The 16,550-nt window shown below is 73.9% G+C and carries 15 protein-coding genes; 1 reads left to right on the top strand and 14 read right to left on the bottom strand.

The genetic code is table 11. The features are described from left to right. From ABZ898_RS16340 to fmt, 9 genes are all read right to left on the bottom strand, one after another. Positions 1-2,040, bottom strand: a 2,040-nt coding sequence (locus ABZ898_RS16340; RefSeq protein ID WP_361658388.1) for a nitrate- and nitrite sensing domain-containing protein, incomplete at its 3' end; no start/stop codon positions are given. 100 nt (positions 2,041-2,140) lie between these two features. After that, the gene (locus ABZ898_RS16335) at positions 2,141-2,593 is read right to left on the bottom strand and encodes an Lrp/AsnC family transcriptional regulator (RefSeq protein ID WP_361658385.1); all 453 of its coding nucleotides are present in this window, start codon (positions 2,591-2,593) and stop codon (positions 2,141-2,143) included. A 107-nt stretch (positions 2,594-2,700) separates the two neighbouring features. Further along, on the bottom strand, positions 2,701-4,143 hold the full coding sequence (locus ABZ898_RS16330; protein WP_361658382.1) for a GuaB1 family IMP dehydrogenase-related protein: 1,443 nt from the start codon (positions 4,141-4,143) through the stop codon (positions 2,701-2,703). 125 nt (positions 4,144-4,268) lie between these two features. Further along, positions 4,269-4,604: a barstar family protein gene (locus ABZ898_RS16325; RefSeq protein WP_361658379.1), complete on the bottom strand. Its 336-nt coding sequence runs from the start codon at positions 4,602-4,604 to the stop codon at positions 4,269-4,271. Continuing rightward, positions 4,601-5,062, bottom strand: a complete 462-nt coding sequence (locus ABZ898_RS16320) for a ribonuclease domain-containing protein (RefSeq protein WP_361658376.1) — start codon at positions 5,060-5,062, stop codon at positions 4,601-4,603. Before ABZ898_RS16320 ends, ABZ898_RS16325 begins: the two co-directional genes overlap by 4 nt. A gap of 95 nt (positions 5,063-5,157) precedes the next feature. Next, on the bottom strand, positions 5,158-6,201 hold the full coding sequence (locus ABZ898_RS16315) for a sugar-binding domain-containing protein (protein ID WP_361658373.1): 1,044 nt from the start codon (positions 6,199-6,201) through the stop codon (positions 5,158-5,160). A gap of 90 nt (positions 6,202-6,291) precedes the next feature. After that, positions 6,292-6,978: a ribulose-phosphate 3-epimerase gene (gene rpe / locus ABZ898_RS16310; RefSeq protein ID WP_361658370.1), complete on the bottom strand. Its 687-nt coding sequence runs from the start codon at positions 6,976-6,978 to the stop codon at positions 6,292-6,294. A gap of 155 nt (positions 6,979-7,133) precedes the next feature. After that, on the bottom strand, positions 7,134-8,552 hold the full coding sequence (locus tag ABZ898_RS16305; protein ID WP_361658368.1) for a transcription antitermination factor NusB: 1,419 nt from the start codon (positions 8,550-8,552) through the stop codon (positions 7,134-7,136). 83 nt (positions 8,553-8,635) lie between these two features. Beyond that, positions 8,636-9,568 (bottom strand): methionyl-tRNA formyltransferase, encoded by a 933-nt coding sequence (gene fmt, locus ABZ898_RS16300; protein WP_361658365.1) that lies wholly within the window; start codon positions 9,566-9,568, stop codon positions 8,636-8,638. Between the two features lie 274 nt (positions 9,569-9,842). On the opposite strand from fmt, the gene ABZ898_RS16295 reads away from it, so the two are divergent. Next, positions 9,843-10,370: a hypothetical protein gene (locus ABZ898_RS16295; protein WP_361658363.1), complete on the top strand. Its 528-nt coding sequence runs from the start codon at positions 9,843-9,845 to the stop codon at positions 10,368-10,370. Between the two features lie 83 nt (positions 10,371-10,453). Here the strand turns inward: ABZ898_RS16295 and ABZ898_RS16290 are convergent, their stop codons facing one another. The 5 genes from ABZ898_RS16290 to gmk form a co-directional block, all read right to left on the bottom strand. After that, positions 10,454-12,601 (bottom strand): primosomal protein N', encoded by a 2,148-nt coding sequence (locus tag ABZ898_RS16290; RefSeq protein WP_361658360.1) that lies wholly within the window; start codon positions 12,599-12,601, stop codon positions 10,454-10,456. Between the two features lie 112 nt (positions 12,602-12,713). Continuing rightward, positions 12,714-13,922: a methionine adenosyltransferase gene (gene metK / locus ABZ898_RS16285; RefSeq protein ID WP_361658357.1), complete on the bottom strand. Its 1,209-nt coding sequence runs from the start codon at positions 13,920-13,922 to the stop codon at positions 12,714-12,716. 263 nt (positions 13,923-14,185) lie between these two features. After that, positions 14,186-15,388 (bottom strand): bifunctional phosphopantothenoylcysteine decarboxylase/phosphopantothenate--cysteine ligase CoaBC, encoded by a 1,203-nt coding sequence (coaBC, locus tag ABZ898_RS16280; protein ID WP_361658354.1) that lies wholly within the window; start codon positions 15,386-15,388, stop codon positions 14,186-14,188. Between the two features lie 140 nt (positions 15,389-15,528). Next, positions 15,529-15,801: a DNA-directed RNA polymerase subunit omega gene (gene rpoZ / locus ABZ898_RS16275; RefSeq protein WP_030810584.1), complete on the bottom strand. Its 273-nt coding sequence runs from the start codon at positions 15,799-15,801 to the stop codon at positions 15,529-15,531. Positions 15,802-15,898: 97 nt separating this feature from the next. After that, on the bottom strand, positions 15,899-16,492 hold the full coding sequence (gene gmk / locus ABZ898_RS16270) for a guanylate kinase (RefSeq protein ID WP_361658351.1): 594 nt from the start codon (positions 16,490-16,492) through the stop codon (positions 15,899-15,901). Positions 16,493-16,550 lie beyond the last annotated feature (58 nt).

Raw genomic sequence — 16,550 nt, 5'->3', positions numbered from 1 at the left:
CACTCGCCGTCCGGCACCAGCGGGAACCGGGAGACCCGCAGCGTCTCCAGGTCCAGCAGCCACACCCACGGATGCCGTACGGCCCGACGCCGACGCCGCCGGCCGCCGTGCGGGGCGGGCCCCGGCGGGCTCGACGGCGGCGAGCACGCCAGCGGGGAGCAGCACGGTGGCGGTCGTACCGCCGTAGGGGGAATCCCCGAGGGCGACCTCGATGCCGTGCCGGGCGGCGAGGCGGCCGACCACGTACAGGCCGAGCCGTTCGTGCCGGGTGGGGTCGAAGGTGTCCGGGTCGCTGAGGGTGCTCGCGGCCTCCTCGCGCTGCCCGGGGTCGAGGCCGAGGCCGCGGTCGTCGACGCGCAGGACGAGCCGGCCGTCCTCGTGCCCGGTGCGCAGGGTGACCTCGGTGTGCGGGGGCGAGAACAGGGTGGCGTTCTCCAGCAGTTCGGCGAGCAGGTGCACCACGTCGGCGACGGCGTCGGCGGCGATCCCGTCCCCCGGCATGGGCGGCACGACCACGCGGGCGTACGCCTCGATCTCGCTCACCGCCGAGGCGACCACGTCCGCGACCGGGACCGGGCCGCGCCAACGGCGGCCGGGTGCCGCGCCGGAGAGGATGATCAGGCTTTCGGCGTGGCGGCGCATCCGGGTGGTGAGGTGGTCGATCCGGAAGAGTTCGCTCAGCACGTCCGGGTCGTCGGTGCGGCGCTCCAGGGTGTCGACGAGTTTCAACTGCCGGTGCACCAGCGCCTGGTTGCGGCGGGCGATGTTGAGCAGCACGGCGGACAGGCCCCGGCGCAGGGCGGCCTGGTGGACGGCGGCCTCGACGGCGGCGAGGCGGGCGGTGTTGAAGGAGCGGCCGACCTGGCCGATCTCGTCGTCGCGCACCTCGTCGGCGGCCAGCGGCGGCGCCTCGGCCGCCGCGTCGACCCGTTCGCCCGCGCTCAGGCGCCGCATGACGTCGGGGAGCTGGCGGGTGCTGAGCAGGTCGGCCGCGTCGCGCAGGTTCTCCAGGCGGCGCGAGACGCGCCCGGCGCCGCGCACGGCCAGCCACAAGGAGAGCGAGGCGGCGGCGAGTCCGACCGCGCCGACGACGGCCGCCTTGGTCAGCTCCCGGTAGGCGAAGGCGCGTCCGCGTGCGGCGGAGTTCTCGGCGGCGCTGGAGCACAGCCGCATGTAGCGGTGGACGGCCCGGTCCGCGACCGACCGCCAGGTGTCGGCGGCCACCGCCCGGTCCGCGCCGTCGACCCCGGCGGCGAGCAGCGCGTCCTCGGCCTGTTCCAGCGCCCGGTGGAGGTCGCCGTCGCGGAACTCCTCGTACAGGGCGTAGGAGTCGGCGGGCAGGTCGGGCGCGTAGGTCCGCTCGAAGAGGCGGCGGTCCTCGATGGTGGCGGTCAGCAGGGCGTACTGGGCCGGGGTGAGGGTGCCGGCGGCCCGCGCCCCGGCGACCAGGGCGTCCTCCCGGGAGACGAACTCCCGCACCCGCACCAGCTCGATGACGGTCTGCGACTCCCGGGCGAGCTGTCCGGCCTGGAGGGCGGTGAGGGCGGACTGCACGGCGAAGCCGGGTTCGACGAGTGCGCTGTACTCGGTGACGGCCCGGTCCCAGCCGATCCGCCGGGACAGGACGTCGCGGCGCAGCGCGTCCAGCCCGCCGGCGGCGGTGGCCATGGTGTCCAGGGCGCGGCGCTGGCGTGCCGAGAGCCGGTCCCGGTCGCCGCCCGCGACGGCCCGCCGCATCGCGGCGACCGCGCGGTCGGTGCGGCGCTGCTGGGCGAGGAGCGCGGCCGCGGGGGCAGCCGCGCGGGGGTCGCCGAGGTAGGCGGCGGTGACGCGGCGCTCGATCTGGATCTGTCCGATCGCGGTGTCCACGGGGGTGCCGTAGTCCTCGTACACCCCCTGGAGCCGGATCAGGGACCGTAACTCCCCGGTGACGGAGACCATGGCGAAGCTCCACAGCACGGTCAGCGCGAGGGCCGGGGCCAGGGCGAGGGCGACGATACGGCCGCGGACGGTACGGGGACGGCAGACGGGCCAACGCATGGATCACCTGCCGGTTACCAGTCGGTAGAAAGTGCCGGACAACCTACGGGATCGCTCCGGGGAGCGCAATGGTCACCTTGGGTGGCCCGGCCCCTGCCGATCAGCCCGGCGCGCCCGAGGAGAAGCGCCGCAGCAGCGGCGAGAGCACCAGCACCGACTTGGTCCGCTCCACGAAGGGCTCACCGGCGATGCGCTCCAGGACCCGCTCGAAGTGGCGCATGTCGGAGGCGAAGACCTGGGCGATCGCGTCCGCGTCCCCGGTGACGGTGGAGGCGGCCACGACCTCCTGGTACCGCTCCAGGCCGCGCAGGATGGTCTCCGGCGAGGTGTTGCGGCGGCAGTAGATCTCGATGTACCCCTCGGTCTCCCAGCCGAGGGCCGCCGGGTCCACGCGGACGGTGAACCCGGTGATGGCTCCGGTGGCCCGCAGCCTGTCCACGCGCCGCTTCACGGCGGGCGCCGACAGGCCGACCAGTTGCCCGATGTCCGCGTAGGAGCGGCGGGCGTCCTCGGCGAGGGCGTGCACGATGCGTTCGTCGAGATCGTTCAGCACAGGGGGTCGTTCACTTCTCCGGGCGGGTCGTGTTCTCTACGAAGTAGAACACGACCCCCGGCCCTCGCCGAACCCGGAGACCTCCCAGGTGGGAGGCGTGGACCGGGTCAGCTCCAGCTGGCGTGCAGGGGCATGCCCTCGGCGTACCCGGCCGCGCTCTGGATGCCGACGACGGCCTTCTCGGCGAACTCCTCCAGCGAGCCGGCGCCCGCGTAGGTGCAGGAGGAGCGGACGCCCGCGATGATCGAGTCGACGAGGTCCTCCACGCCCGGGCGGGCCGGGTCGAGGAACATCCGGGAGGTGGAGATGCCCTCCTCGAAGAGACCCTTGCGGGCGCGGTCGTACGCCGACTCCTCGGAGGTGCGGTTGCGCACCGCGCGGGCCGACGCCATGCCGAAGGACTCCTTGTACAGGCGGCCTTCGGCGTCCTGCTGGAGGTCGCCCGGCGACTCGTAGGTGCCGGCGAACCAGGAGCCGACCATCACGTTGGAGGCGCCGGCCGCGAGGGCCATGGCCACGTCGCGGGGGTGGCGGACACCGCCGTCGGCCCAGACGTGCTTGCCGTACTTCTTCGCCTCGGCGGCGCACTCCAGCACGGCGGAGAACTGCGGGCGGCCCACACCGGTCATCATCCGGGTGGTGCACATGGCGCCCGGTCCGACACCGACCTTGATGATGTCGGCGCCGGCCTCGATCAGGTCGCGGACGCCCTCGGCGGAGACGATGTTGCCCGCGACGATCGGGATCTCCGGGTCGAGGGCGCGCACGGTGCGGACCGCGCTGATCATCGACTCCTGGTGGCCGTGCGCGGTGTCGATGACGAGGGTGTCCACGCCCGCGTCCAGCAGCTGCTTGGCCTTGCCGGCGACGTCGCCGTTGATGCCCACGGCCGCCGCGACGCGCAGCTTGCCGCCGGCGTCCACGGCCGGGGTGTACAGGGTGGCGCGCAGGGCGCCCTTGCGGGTCAGGATGCCCGCGAGACGGCCCTCTGCGTCGACGGCCGGGGCGTAGCGGCGGTTGGCCGCGTCGAGGGTGTTGAACGCCTCGCGCGGGTCGATGCCGGCGTCGAGCAGCAGCAGGTCGCGGGACATGACCACTTCGAGCTGGGTGAAGCGGTCGACCCCGCTGAGGTCCTGGTCGGTGACGACACCCACGGGCCGGTAGTCGGCGTCCACGACGACCCCGGCGTTGTGCGAGCGCTTGGGCAGCAGGGCCAGCGCGTCGGCGACGGTCTGGTGCGGGGACAGCACGATCGGGGTGTCCAGCACGAGGTGACGGCTCTTCACCCAGGTGACGACCTCGGTGACCACGTCGATGGGGATGTCCTGGGGGATGACCACCAGGCCGCCGCGCCGGGCCATCGTCTCCGCCATGCGGCGTCCGGCGATGGCGGTCATGTTGGCGACGACCAGCGGGATGGTGGTACCGGTGCCGTCCGGGGTACCGAGGTCCACCGCCTGCCGCGAGCCGACCGCGGAGCGGCTCGGCACCATGAAGACGTCGTCGTACGTCAGGTCGTAGGCGGGCTGGATGTCATTGAGGAAACGCACGTGCCGCACATCCCAGTCGATCAGAGGTGACCCCCTGACGGGTGCGCCAGGGGGAAAGAGCACGTACTTCATTCTCCCATGGCAGGGCCCGGGACATGCCCCCACCGAACCTCCAGGGACGGCGGTCAGCCCTTGGAGGAACCTCCGAGGGCGAGCACGACGTCGAGGAACGCGCTGCGGTCGGCCGCCTCGGACAGCACCTCGCGAGCGATGCGCCACTCCCCGGGACTCGACTCGGCGAACGGCTCCCAGTTCCGTACGACGACCAGCAGACCGCGCTCGACGGCGGCCGGGGGCCAGACGGTGGTGTCGGAGAGCGAGTCCAGCAGGGCGTCCCAGTTGCGGCCGAACCAGTCGGGCAGGTCCAGGGCGCGCGCGGCCCGGTCCATCAGGCCGGCCTTGTCGTGGACACCCCCGAGGTCGAGGGTGACCGCGTACCGGTCCCCCAGGTCTTCGCTCATCTCAGCACCGCCCGGAACGAGTTGTAGTGGTCTTCGGTGTAGTAGAACTCCCCGCCGTCCCCGGTGACGATGCGCCGGGCGCCCCGGTCGCGGGCGGCGGGGGTGGGCACGGTGTACTCGTGGTAGTAGCCGCGCGGATGCTTCGGCAGGTGGCCCTCGAAGTTCGAGAAGACGATCCCGTCGCGCCCGTACGGGTACGGGCCGCCCCGGTCGATCAGGGCGAGGGTCCGCCGGGCCTCGGCGGGCAGCCGGGACTCCGGGACGGTGGCCATGCCCTTCGCCCACACCGGGGCCGAGCCTGCGGGGGCCGCCGTCCGCGAGGCGGACGGGGGCGCGGTGGTGGTGCCGGACCCGCCGCAGCCGGCCAGCAGGACGCCGAGGACGGCCAGCACGGCGGCGAACAGCCGCAGGGGCGCTCGGGTTCCGGTGGGGACCTGGGGGACGGACCGCGACAGCATGCCGCCGATGCTGCCACGGCCGGCCGGCCGTGGCAGCGTCGCGCCGCTCCGACGGCGTGTGGCCGTCAGATCCCGTCAGATCCCGTCTGGTCCCATCAGATCCCGTCCGGGTCCGCGCGGCTGAGCGCGGGCTTCGGAGCGGGACCCGCGGTGAGCAGGTAGTCCGCGGCCGAGGTGTCCGTCACCAGGCTGGTGACCAGCCCGGAGCGGAGCACCGCGTCGATCGCCGGGGCCTTGCGCTGGCCGCCCGCGATGGCCACGACCTCGGGGATACGGCGCAGTTGGTCGGTCTTGACCGTGATGCACCGCTCCCCCAGGTCCCGTCCGATCCGGCGGCCCTCGGCGTCGAAGAGGTGCGCGGACATCTCGGCGGCGACACCGAGCGAGGCGTAGTGCGCTCGCTCCTCGTCGCTGAGCATGTCGTGCACCGTGGAGATGCCCGGCTCCCAGGAGCCGATGGAGACGCAGGCGACCGTGACCTTGTCGAAGTACTCGAAGGCACGGGCGATCCCGGTCTGGTTGCGCAGGGCGGCGGCGGTGGCCTCGTCCGGCAGCAGCATCGGCGCGTAGATGGGGTGGGCGTCCCCGCCGGACACCTGGGCGGCGCGGCGCACGGCCTCCACGGAGCCGCGCTCCGCGGTCCCGGCGTCGTACACGCCCGTCAACTGCACCACCGTGCACGGCGGCAGCCGGTCGAGCGCGGCCGCCATGTGGATGGTGGAGCGGCCCCAGGCGAGACCGAGGACGTCGCCCTCGTCGACGAGTTCACCGAGCAGGTCGGCCGCGACCTCGCCCAGGTTCTCCGGGTCGGGGGTCTCCTCGGCGTCGGCCGGGGACTCGACCACGACGGCGTGTCTGAGGCCGTACCGGGCGCGGAGCGCGTCGGAGCGCTCGGCGTCCAGCTCGGCCGGGACGCGGATCTCGATGCGTACGAGATCCCGTTCGAGGGCGGTCTCCAGGACCCGGGCCACCTTGAAGCGGCTGACGCCGAACTCCTCCGCGATCTGGATCTTGGACTTGCCCTCCAGGTAGAAGCGGCGGGCCATGGCCGCCGCCTGCACCAGCTCAGCGGGTCCCATCCGCATGGCTGACCGGCCCGCCGACATACCCGACACGGCGATCTCCTCACTGCTGTTCACACTCTGGATTCGCCGTTCATCCTCGCAGATCCGGCGCTGCGAATCCGCCCTGATGGGCGGCCTTCTCTCAACCGTTCACCTCGGTGTGGCTCAGTGGCCGCACGCCCAGGACGAATCGGCGATCGCGCGGTCCGCCTGAGCGCGCAGCGCGCGCACCGCTTCGGCCGGGTCCTGGGCGCCGTAGACGGCCGATCCGGCCACGAAGACGTCCGCTCCGGCCTCCGCGCACCGCTCGATGGTCTCGGCGGAGACACCCCCGTCGACCTGCAGCCACATCTGCAGCCCGTGCCGGGCGATCAGCTCGCGGGTGCGGCGGATCTTGGGCAGCGTGATGTCGAGGAACGCCTGCCCGCCGAAGCCCGGCTCGACCGTCATGATCAGGAGCATGTCCAGCTCGGGGAGCATGTCCTCGTACGACTCGATCGGCGTCGCCGGCTTGAGGGCCATGGCCGCGCGGGCCCCCTTGGCGCGGATCTCGCGGGCGAGCCGGATCGGGGCGTGGGCGGCCTCCACGTGGAAGGTCACGGAGGATGCGCCCGCCTCGACGTACTGCGGTGCCCAGCGGTCGGGGTCCTCGATCATCAGGTGGCAGTCCAGCGGGATGTCCGTGGCGCGGGCCAGGGACTCCACGACCGGGGTGCCGAGGGTGAGATTCGGGACGAAGTGGTTGTCCATGACGTCGACATGGAGCCAGTCGGCGCCCTCGACCGCCTTCGCCTCGTCGGCGAGGCGGGCGAAGTCTGCGGACAGGATGCTGGGGTTGATCTGCGCGGCCATGTGCCAAGCCTGCCATGCCCCTCCGGGGGGTGCGGAGTCAGGCCCTGGGTGGTGGGGGCGGTGTTCGGGTGCGGGCCCGCTGTGGCTTGTCGCGCAGTTCCCCGCGCCCCTGGGTGGGCTCGCCTCGGCGGAGTCCCAGAGGTGCTCCCGGCTTCTCACGCCGTGCGGCGGATCAGGGCCAGGTACATCGCGTCGGTGCCGTGGACGTGGGGCCAGAGCTGGATGTCGGGGCCCTCGCCCAGGCCGGGGACGCCGGGGAGGAGGGGGCGGGCGTCGATCAGTTCGGCCCCGGGGTGCTCCTTGAGGAGGTCGGAGACGACCGCGCGGGTCTCGGCGAGGTGGGGGGAACAGGTCGCGTAGCCGACCACGCCGCCGACGCGGACGGACTCCAGGGCGGTGCGGAGCAGGCCGCGCTGGACCGGGGCGAAGTTCTCCAGGTCCTCGGGGCGGCGGCGCCAGCGGGCCTCGGGACGGCGGCGCAGGGCGCCCAGACCGGTGCAGGGGACGTCCATCAGGACGCGGTCGAAGGTGCCGGGGCGCCACGGGGGACGGGTGCCGTCGGCGGTGATCACCTGGTACGGGCCGGGGTTGCCCGCCAGCGCCTTGGCGACCAGGCCCGCGCGGTGCGGCTGCTTCTCCGAGGCGAGGAGCGAGGCGCCGCGCTCGGCGGCGAGGGCGGCCAGCAGCGCGGCCTTGCCGCCGGGGCCGGCGCAGCCGTCGAGCCACTTCTCGTCCGGGCCGTCCAGCGGCGCGTTGGCGAGGGCGAGGGCGACGAGCTGGCTGCCCTCGTCCTGCACACCGGCCCGCCCCTCGCGCACCGCGTCGACCGCGCCCGGCTCGCCGCCCTCGGTCAGGCGCACCGCGTACGGCGACCAGTCGCCGGCGACGGCGGCCTCCTCGGCCAGCAGCTCCTCGGCGGTGGAGCGTCCGGGCCGCGCGACGAGGGTGACCTCGGGCCGCTCGTTGTCCGCGGCGAGGAGTTCCTCGATGCCGGCGCGGCCGCCGCCGAGGGAGTCCCACAGCGCGGAGACGACCCAGCGCGGGTGGGAGTGGACGACGGCGAGGTGGTCCTCGGGGTCCTCGTCGTAGGGCGGCGCGACCCGCTCCAGCCAGCCGTCCAGGTCGTGCTGGGCGATCTTGCGGAGCACGGCGTTGACGAACTTGGCCCGCCCGTCGCCGAGCACCACGCGGGCCAGCTCGACGGTGGCCGAGACGGCGGCGTGGGTGGGGATGCGGGTGCCGAGCAACTGGTGCGCGCCGAGGCTCAGCACGTCCAGCACCGGCGGGTCCACCTCGCGCAGCGGGCGGTCGACGCAACCGGCGATGATCGCGTCGTAGGTGCCCTGGCGGCGCAGCGTGCCGTAGACCAGCTCGGTGGCCAGAGCGGCGTCCCGTGCGTCGAAGTCGCCCTTCTCGCGCGCCTTGCGCAGCAGCGGGGGCAGCACGAGGTTGGCGTAGGCGTCGCGTTCGTCCACCGCGCGCAGCGCGTCGAAGGCGAGGACCCGGACGGGGTCCTTCTTGGGGCGCCGGTAGGGCTTGGCGGGCCGCTGCGGACCGCGGGACTGCTCGCTCACGAGAAAGGTGCTCCGGATGTGCGTCAAGGGGGGTGCGATCACCAGCGTACGTCGGCGGACCGTCACCCCCCACTCGCGGGGTGTCAGGCTCCGAGCGTCTCGCCCTCGGCGATGCGCGCGCCGCGCGCCCAGTCGGCGGCCCGCATCGGCTTCTTGCCCTGGGCCTGCACCCACAGCAGTTCGACGGCGTACGAGCCGGTGCCGACGTGCACGCTGTTCTTGCCGACGGCGAGCTGTCCGGGCGCGAGACCGGTCCGCTCGGGCGCGGGCGCGGCCTGGACGAGCTTGAGCCGCTCGCCGCGGAAGACGGTCCAGGCGCCGGGGGCGGGCGTGCAGCCGCGCACCACCCGGTCGACGCGCAGCGCGGGCGCCGCCCAGTCGACCCTGGCGTCCTCGACCGTGATCTTCGGCGCGAGGGTGATGCCGTCGGCGGGCTGCGGTACGGCCTTCAGGGTGCCGTCCTCGATGCCGTCCATGGTGGCCACGAGCAGCCCCGACCCGGCGAAGGCGAGCCGGGTGAGCAGGTCGCCGCTGGTGTCGGTGGGGCGGATCTCCTCGGTGACGGTGCCGTACACCGGGCCGGAGTCCAGGCCCTCCTCGATGAGGAAGGTGGAGGCGCCGGTGATCTCGTCGCCCGACATGATCGAGTGCTGCACGGGCGCCGCGCCGCGCCAGGCGGGCAGCAGGGAGAAGTGCAGGTTGACCCAGCCGTGGGCGGGGATGTCGAGGGCGACGCGGGGCAGCAGGGCTCCGTAGGCGACGACCGGGCAGCAGTCCGGGCCGATCTCCTTCAGCCGCTCCAGGAAGGCGGCATCGCGCGGGCCGGCCGGCTTGAGCACCTCGATGCCGGCCTCCTCCGCCCGGTCGGCCACGGGCGAGGCGACCAGCCTGCGTCCCCGGCCCGCGGGCGCGTCGGGCCGCGTGACGACGGCGGCCACCTCGTGCCGCCCGGAGGCGATCAGAGCGTCCAGAGCGGGAACGGCGACCTCGGGGGTACCGGCGAAGACGAGCTTCATGGGAGGGATCGAGCCTCTCGAGCGGCGGCGGACGGGCAGCGGACAAGTCTATGACCGCCTCCGGCCCCGGGGTTCCGCCCCCTGGGGTCCTCCGGCCTCCCGGGCCGGCCGGGAACGGGTGGTGCGCGGGTGGGCGACCCGGCGTACGGACACACCCCGCGCGCCCCACCCCGTGACCAGCGGAGCGTCCACGCGTTGTCAAAAGAGAGTTGACCACCTCGGGGCCGCTTCGGCCGCCCAACTTCCTTTCAACGCCGGTTCGAGAGGCTTGTCCATGGCCGACCACGCAACCCACGACGCCCAGGCCCGTGCCAGCCTGCACTTGCTGGTGCGGGACATCGAGCGGGTCCGCCGGCAGGTGGACGCGCTGCGCACCCTCACCGCCCAGCTCGGCAACGTCTACCGCCCCCGCCGCTCCGGCCCGTCCACCGGCTTCGTCGTCTACGGCCGCGCCCCGGCCCCGACGGTGCGCCTCGCCCAGGAACTGAGGGACAGCGTCGAGACCCTGGTGACGGCGGCCGTGGACTTCGACCGTTCGCTCGGCTTCTCGTGGGACGCGGTGGGTTCCGCGCTCGGCGTCACCAAGCAGGCCGTGCACCGCCGTTACGGCGCCCGCCGCGCGGCCGCCCAGGCCGCGGCCGAGGCGGAGCGCGCCACCGAGCCGTCGGGGACCCGCACCATCAACACCGGCATGCCGACCGTCCCCGCGGCCCGGTCCATGCCGACCCAGCCGACCGCGGGCAGCCCGACGCTACGCGACGACCCCCGGCCCCCCGCCTTCCCCGGCCCGCGCAGCGGCTGACCCGGCCCCGGTCCACGCCCTCCCGGCCCCACCCGGGAGGGCGTTCGCACGCCCCACTCCATGCGGACCCCGCAGGTGGGCGTCTAGCCGATGTCGGGCGGGTCGATCCGCACCCGAACCGGCTCCGCGTTCCCGCGGGCCATGCGGGCCGCCTGGGCCGTCTTGAGGGCGGCGGCCAGGGCGGAGCCGCTGCCCGGCGGCACCCTGATCAGCGCGCGTTCCCACTGCTCCCCCGGCGGGGGCGCGCCGGGCCTGCGCGGCCGGCCCGGAAGGGTCGGGGGCAGGGGCACCGGGCCGAGCACCTCGGCGTCCGGGGGCAGGGCGACGGCGGCCAGGAATCCGGCGACCGCCTCGGGCGTGCCGGACACGGCGGCCATCCGCGACACGGGCGGGAAGCCCAGCTCGGCCCGTTCGGCCAGCTCGCGCACCGCGAACCCGGCGGGGTCCCAGCGCACCAGCGCCTGCACGGGCCGCAGCGTCGGTTCGGCCACGACCACGACGGTCCCGCCCGCGCCCTGCGGCCGCACCAGCGCCGCCGCCGCGATCCACCGGCGCAGCGCGTCCTCGCCGGAGCGCAGGTCAGGGCGTCCGAGCATCGCCCAGCCGTCGAGCAGCAGCGCGGCCGCGTAGCCGCCCTCGGCGACCGGTTCGGCGCCCGGTGTGCTCACGACCAGGGCGGGCGCGTCCGGCACGGTGTCGAGCACGTGCTCCCGGCCGGAGGTGCGCACCGGGACGGCGGGGAACGCCCGCCCCAGCTCCTCGGCGGTCCGGCGGGCGCCGACGACCTGGGCGCGCAGCCGGAAGCCGCCGCACTCGGGGCAGTGCCAGGAGCGCTCGCCCCGCCCGCACCACTCGCAGCGCAGCGCCCCCGAGTCCTGCGCCTGGAGCGGCCCCGCGCAGTGCGCGCACCGCGCGGGCGCCCGGCACTGGGCGCAGGCCAGGCGCGGTACGTATCCGCGCCGGGGCACCTGCACCAGCACCGGTCCGCTCTTGAGCCCCTCGCGGACCGCCTGCCAGGCGAGGCTGGGCAGGCGGGCGGCGCGGGCGGCCTCGTCGCGCGCGAGGTCGCCGTCGCCGACGGTCCGCACCAGCGGGGCGGCGCGGCGGACCTGGTCGCGGCCGGCGGCCAGGGGGCGCGCCCAGCCGCTCTCGACGAGCTGCGCGGCCTCCACCGTGCAGCTCCGGCCGCCCACCAGGAAGGCGCACCGGTCGAGCGAGGCGCGCAGCAGCAGGACATCGCGGGCGTGCGGCTGGGGTGCGTGCTGTTCGCTGTGGCTGTCGTCGCCGTCGTCCCAGATGGCGACCAGTCCGAGGTCGCGTACGGGCGCGAACATGGCGGCGCGGGTGCCGACGGCGGCACGGACGGAGCCGCGCCGCACCGCGAGCCACTGCGCGTACCGCTTCTCGGGTCCGGCGTCGGCGGTGAGCAGGGCGTGCCGGCCCTCGCCGAGCAGCGCGGTCAGGGCGGCGTCGACCCGCGCGGCGGCCCGCCCGTCGGGTACGACGACCAGCGCGCCGCGTCCGGAGGCGAGGGTGGCGGCGACGGCTCGGGCGGTCTCCTCGCTCCACTCGGGTCCCGGCAGGGCGTTCCACACCGCGCGGGGGGAGCCGCCGGAGGCCAGGGCGTCGAGGAAGGCGGGGCCGTGCTCGTAGCGCGTCCAGGTGCCCGCGTCCGGGGCGGGGGGCGCGGGCAGGGGCTCCGGGGAGGGGCGTTTCTCCGCGCGGGCGCTGCGCGGCGGCACGGCCAGTTGCAGCACGTCGGCGAGGCTGCCCGCGTACCGGTCGGCGACGGCGCGGGCGAGGCCGAGGAGTTCCTCGCCGAGCACCGGCTCCGGGGAGACGACCTGGGCGAGGGCGGCCAGCGGGCCGGAGTAGTCGGACTCGGCCCGGCGTTCGATCAGGTAGCCGTCGATGAGGCCGCCGCCCTCGCGGCGGCCGTCGCGCACCCGGTGCCGTCCGGCGCCGAACCGCACCCTGACCCGCACGCCGGGCTGGGCGTCGGCGTCCATCTCGGCGGGCACCGCGTAGTCGAAGCAGCGGTCGAGGTGGAGGACGCCCTTGTCGACGAGCACCCGGGCGACGGGCAGATGCTCCGCCAGCGCCGCCCCGCGCCAGGTGCGGGGCTTGGCCCGCGGTACGTCGGCCTCGCGCACGCTCTCCCGGATGAGCGCGAGCTGCTCCGGCGGCGGCCCCTCGGCCCCGCCGTCCCCCGGCCCGTTCTCGCTGCTCACGCTTGCATTCTTACCAAACACCACCGACAGTGCCGCCCGCCCGGGCGCCCGGAGCGCGCCGAGGCCCGGCGCCCCTCGGAGGGGAGCCGGGCCTCGGTTCTCGCGGTGCGGGTCAGACGCCGGCGGCCTTGCGCAGCGCGTCGACGCGGTCCGTGCGCTCCCAGGTGAAGTCGGGGATCTCACGGCCGAAGTGGCCGTAGGCCGCCGTCTGGGCGTAGATCGGGCGCAGCAGGTCGAGGTCGCGGATGATCGCGGCCGGGCGGAGGTCGAAGACCTCGTCGATGGCCTTCTCGATCTTCTCGGGCTCGATCTTGGCGGTGCCGAAGGTCTCGACGAAGAGACCGACGGGCTCGGCCTTGCCGATCGCGTAGGCGACCTGGACCTCGCAGCGGGAGGCCAGGCCCGCCGCCACCACGTTCTTCGCGACCCAGCGCATCGCGTAGGCGGCGGAGCGGTCCACCTTGGACGGGTCCTTGCCCGAGAAGGCACCGCCGCCGTGGCGGGCGAAGCCGCCGTAGGTGTCGATGATGATCTTGCGGCCGGTGAGGCCGGCGTCGCCCATCGGGCCGCCGATCTCGAAGCGGCCGGTCGGGTTGACCAGCAGGCGGTAGCCCTCGGTGTCGAGCTTGATGCCCTCGTCCAGCAGGGCCTTCAGCTCGGGCTCGACCACGAACTCGCGGATGTCGGGCGCGAGCAGCGACTCCAGGTCGATGTCGGAGGCGTGCTGGCTGGAGACCACGACGGTGTCGAGGCGGACGGCCTTGTCGCCGTCGTACTCGATGGTGACCTGGGTCTTGCCGTCGGGGCGCAGGTAGGGGATGGTGCCGTTCTTGCGGACCTCGGAGAGGCGCTTGGACAGGCGGTGCGCCAGGAAGATCGGCAGCGGCATCAGCGTCGGCGTCTCGTCCGAGGCGTAGCCGAACATCAGGCCCTGGTCGCCCGCGCCCTGCTTGTCCAGCTCGTCCTCGTCGCCCTCGACACGGGACTCGTACGCCGTGTCGACGCCCTGCGCGATGTCCGGGGACTGCGCGCCGATGGACACCGAGACGCCGCAGGAGGCGCCGTCGAAGCCCTTCTTGGAGGAGTCGTAGCCGATCTCCAGGATCTTCTCGCGCACGAGCTGGGCGATGGGCGCGTAGGCCTTGGTGGTGACCTCGCCGGCCACGTGCACCAGGCCGGTGGTGATCAGCGTCTCGACGGCGACGCGGGACGAGGGGTCCTCGCGGAGCAGCGCGTCGAGAATGGTGTCGCTGATCTGGTCAGCGATCTTGTCGGGGTGACCTTCGGTCACGGACTCCGAGGTGAACAGGCGACGGGACACAACGCTCCCTGGGGTTGCAGCGGCTGCTGGCTGATCATTGAAGGACCACGCCGGGAGCTGCGCCCAGCGTCGTCCGTGAACAGTTTATCGGTCGCACCTGACTCCGCGGCCACCCGTTCTCGCCCAGCGAGAACGCTGTGACCTGCGGCACAGGCATTCTGCACGCTGGTGCGCGGCGTTGAACAGATCCGCCACGCGCCATCGCGGTGTGAAAAAAAGACTCCGAGTGGCCGAAAATGACCGTCCCGTACGGCCCAGCCCGGTCAGGCCAGCCGGGGCGCCACGAGGTCCCAGACGATGTCGGCGAGCGCCTCTTTCGGTCCGTGCGGTACGGCCGTCTCGGTGCCGTCGGCGCCGAGGACCACCGCCTCGTTCTCCTCCGAGCCGAACGTCCGGCGCTCCCCCACCTCGTTCACCACGAGCAGGTCGCAGCCCTTGCGGGCGAGCTTGGCACGGCCGTTGGCGAGGACGTCGTCGGTCTCGGCGGCGAAGCCGACGACGACCTGGCCGGGGCGGGCGCGCTCGGCGGAGATCTCCGCGAGCACGTCGGGGTTGCGCACCAGGGCGACCGGCTCGGGCTCCTGGCCGTCCTTCTTCTTGATCTTCCCGCCCGCGTAGACGGCCGGGCGGAAGTCGGCGACGGCGGCGGCCATGACCACCGCGTCGGCGTCGGCCGCGGCCTTGAGCACCGCCTCGCGGAGCTGGACGGCGGTGCCGACGCGCACGATGTCCACCCCGGCCGGGTCGGGCAGCTCGGCGTTGGCCGAGACCAACGTCACGCGGGCGCCGCGCGCGGCGGCGGTCCGGGCGAGGGCGTACCCCTGTTTGCCGGAGGAGCGGTTGCCGAGGAAGCGCACCGGGTCGAGCGGCTCACGGGTGCCACCCGCCGAGACGACCACGTGCCGCCCGGCGAGGTCGGGTGCCCGCACGCCGCGCGCCAGGACCCTGCGGCAGACCTCGAAGATCTCCGCCGGGTCGGGCAGCCGCCCCTTGCCGGTGTCGACGCCGGTGAGGCGGCCGACGGCCGGCTCGATGACGACGGCGCCCCGGCGGCGCAGGGTGGCCACGTTCTCCTGGGTGGCCGGGTGCTCCCACATCTCGGTGTGCATCGCCGGGGCGAAGACCACCGGGCAGCGCGCGGTGAGCAGGGTGTTGGTGAGCAGGTCGTCGGCCAGGCCGTGGGCGGCCTTGGCGAGCATGTCGGCGGTGGCGGGCGCGACGACGACCAGGTCGGCGTGCTGGCCGATGCGGACGTGCGGGACCTCGTGGACGGCGTCCCAGACCTCGGTGGAGACCGGGTTGCCGGACAGCGCGGACCAGGTGGCGGCGCCGACGAACTGCAGCGCGGACGCGGTCGGCACCACCCGCACGTCGTGCCCCGACTCCGTGAACCGCCGCAGCAGCTCACAGGACTTGTACGCGGCGATGCCGCCGCTGACGCCCAGCACGACCTTCGGCTTGTCCACCGTCTCCACCGTCTCCCACCGTCCCCACGGACTTTCGAGAACCTTTGACACCCATGACACACCACAGGCCCGGCAGGGTGTCTGCCGGGCCTGTGGACAAGTCGACCGCGATCTGGAAGTACGACCGCGAACGGCGGGAACTACTGGACCGGGCCCTCGATGGCCTCGGAGGTCAGCAGACCGGCGTTGATCTCACGCAGCGCGATCGAGAGCGGCTTCTCGTGCACGTGCGTGTCGACGAGCGGACCGACGTACTCGAGGAGGCCCTCACCGAGCTGCGAGTAGTACGCGTTGATCTGACGGGCGCGCTTGGCCGCGTAGATCACGAGGCTGTACTTCGAGTCGGTGGCCTCGAGGAGCTCGTCGATCGGAGGGTTGATGATGCCCTCGGGCGCGGTGATGGAAGAGGACACGCTCTGCCTTCCGATGGATGGGAAAGAATCAGTCGGTGCGCGTCTCAGGAAGAGACGCGGTGGCCGGTCCGTACCGTTCGAGGGACGGCGGTCACGATCACACAACGTCCATCAAGGCTAGCAGCTCCCCGGCCACGTCCTCGACGGAGGTGTTGACCAGTGTCACGTCGAACTCGGGCTCGGCCGCCAGTTCCGTCCTGGCCGCCTCCAGCCGGCGCTCGATGACCTCGGCCGACTCGGTGCCGCGGCCGGTGAGCCGGCGCACCAGCTCCTCCCAGGAGGGCGGGGCCAGGAACACCAGCTGCGCCTCGGACATCGACTCGCGCACCTGCCGGGCACCCTGGAGGTCGATCTCCAGCAGCACCGGCTCCCCCTTGTCGAGCCGCTCCAGCACGGCCGCGCGGGGCGTGCCGTAGCGGTTGCCGGCGAACTCGGCCCACTCCAGCAGCTCGCCGTTGGCGATCAGCTTGTCCATCTCCTCGTCGCTGACGAAGAAGTAGTGGACGCCGTGCTCCTCGCCGGGGCGCGGCTTGCGGGTGGTCGCGGACACCGACAGCCAGACGTCGGGGTGCGCCTTGCGCATATGGGCGACGACCGTGCTCTTGCCGACCCCGGAGGGGCCGGAGAGCACGGTCAGCCGCGGACGTGCGTCCGGGGGTACGGGGGTCGCGCCCCGGATTGATGAAGCCATGCAGCGATTATTCCAGCAATCCCGGAGTGTCCGGGACTCCGGTCCGGGCCGTGCCCGG

The sequence above is a fragment of the Streptomyces sp. NPDC046860 genome, from assembly GCF_040645115.1.
Classification (GTDB): domain Bacteria; phylum Actinomycetota; class Actinomycetes; order Streptomycetales; family Streptomycetaceae; genus Streptomyces.
The sequence above is the reverse complement of the archived record's forward strand: the minus strand, read 5'-3'. Positions and strand labels throughout refer to the sequence as shown.

Excerpts from the sequence above, each read along its gene's own strand:
- ABZ898_RS16325 (WP_361658379.1), bottom strand. The coding sequence starts at position 4,604 with ATGAGCGAAGACCTGGGGGACCGGTACGCGGTCACCCTCGACCTCGGG.
- ABZ898_RS16320 (WP_361658376.1), bottom strand. The coding sequence starts at position 5,062 with ATGCTGTCGCGGTCCGTCCCCCAGGTCCCCACCGGAACCCGAGCGCCC.
- rpe (WP_361658370.1), bottom strand. The coding sequence starts at position 6,978 with ATGGCCGCGCAGATCAACCCCAGCATCCTGTCCGCAGACTTCGCCCGC.
- fmt (WP_361658365.1), bottom strand. The coding sequence starts at position 9,568 with ATGAAGCTCGTCTTCGCCGGTACCCCCGAGGTCGCCGTTCCCGCTCTG.
- ABZ898_RS16295 (WP_361658363.1), top strand. The coding sequence starts at position 9,843 with ATGGCCGACCACGCAACCCACGACGCCCAGGCCCGTGCCAGCCTGCAC.
- gmk (WP_361658351.1), bottom strand. The coding sequence starts at position 16,492 with ATGGCTTCATCAATCCGGGGCGCGACCCCCGTACCCCCGGACGCACGT.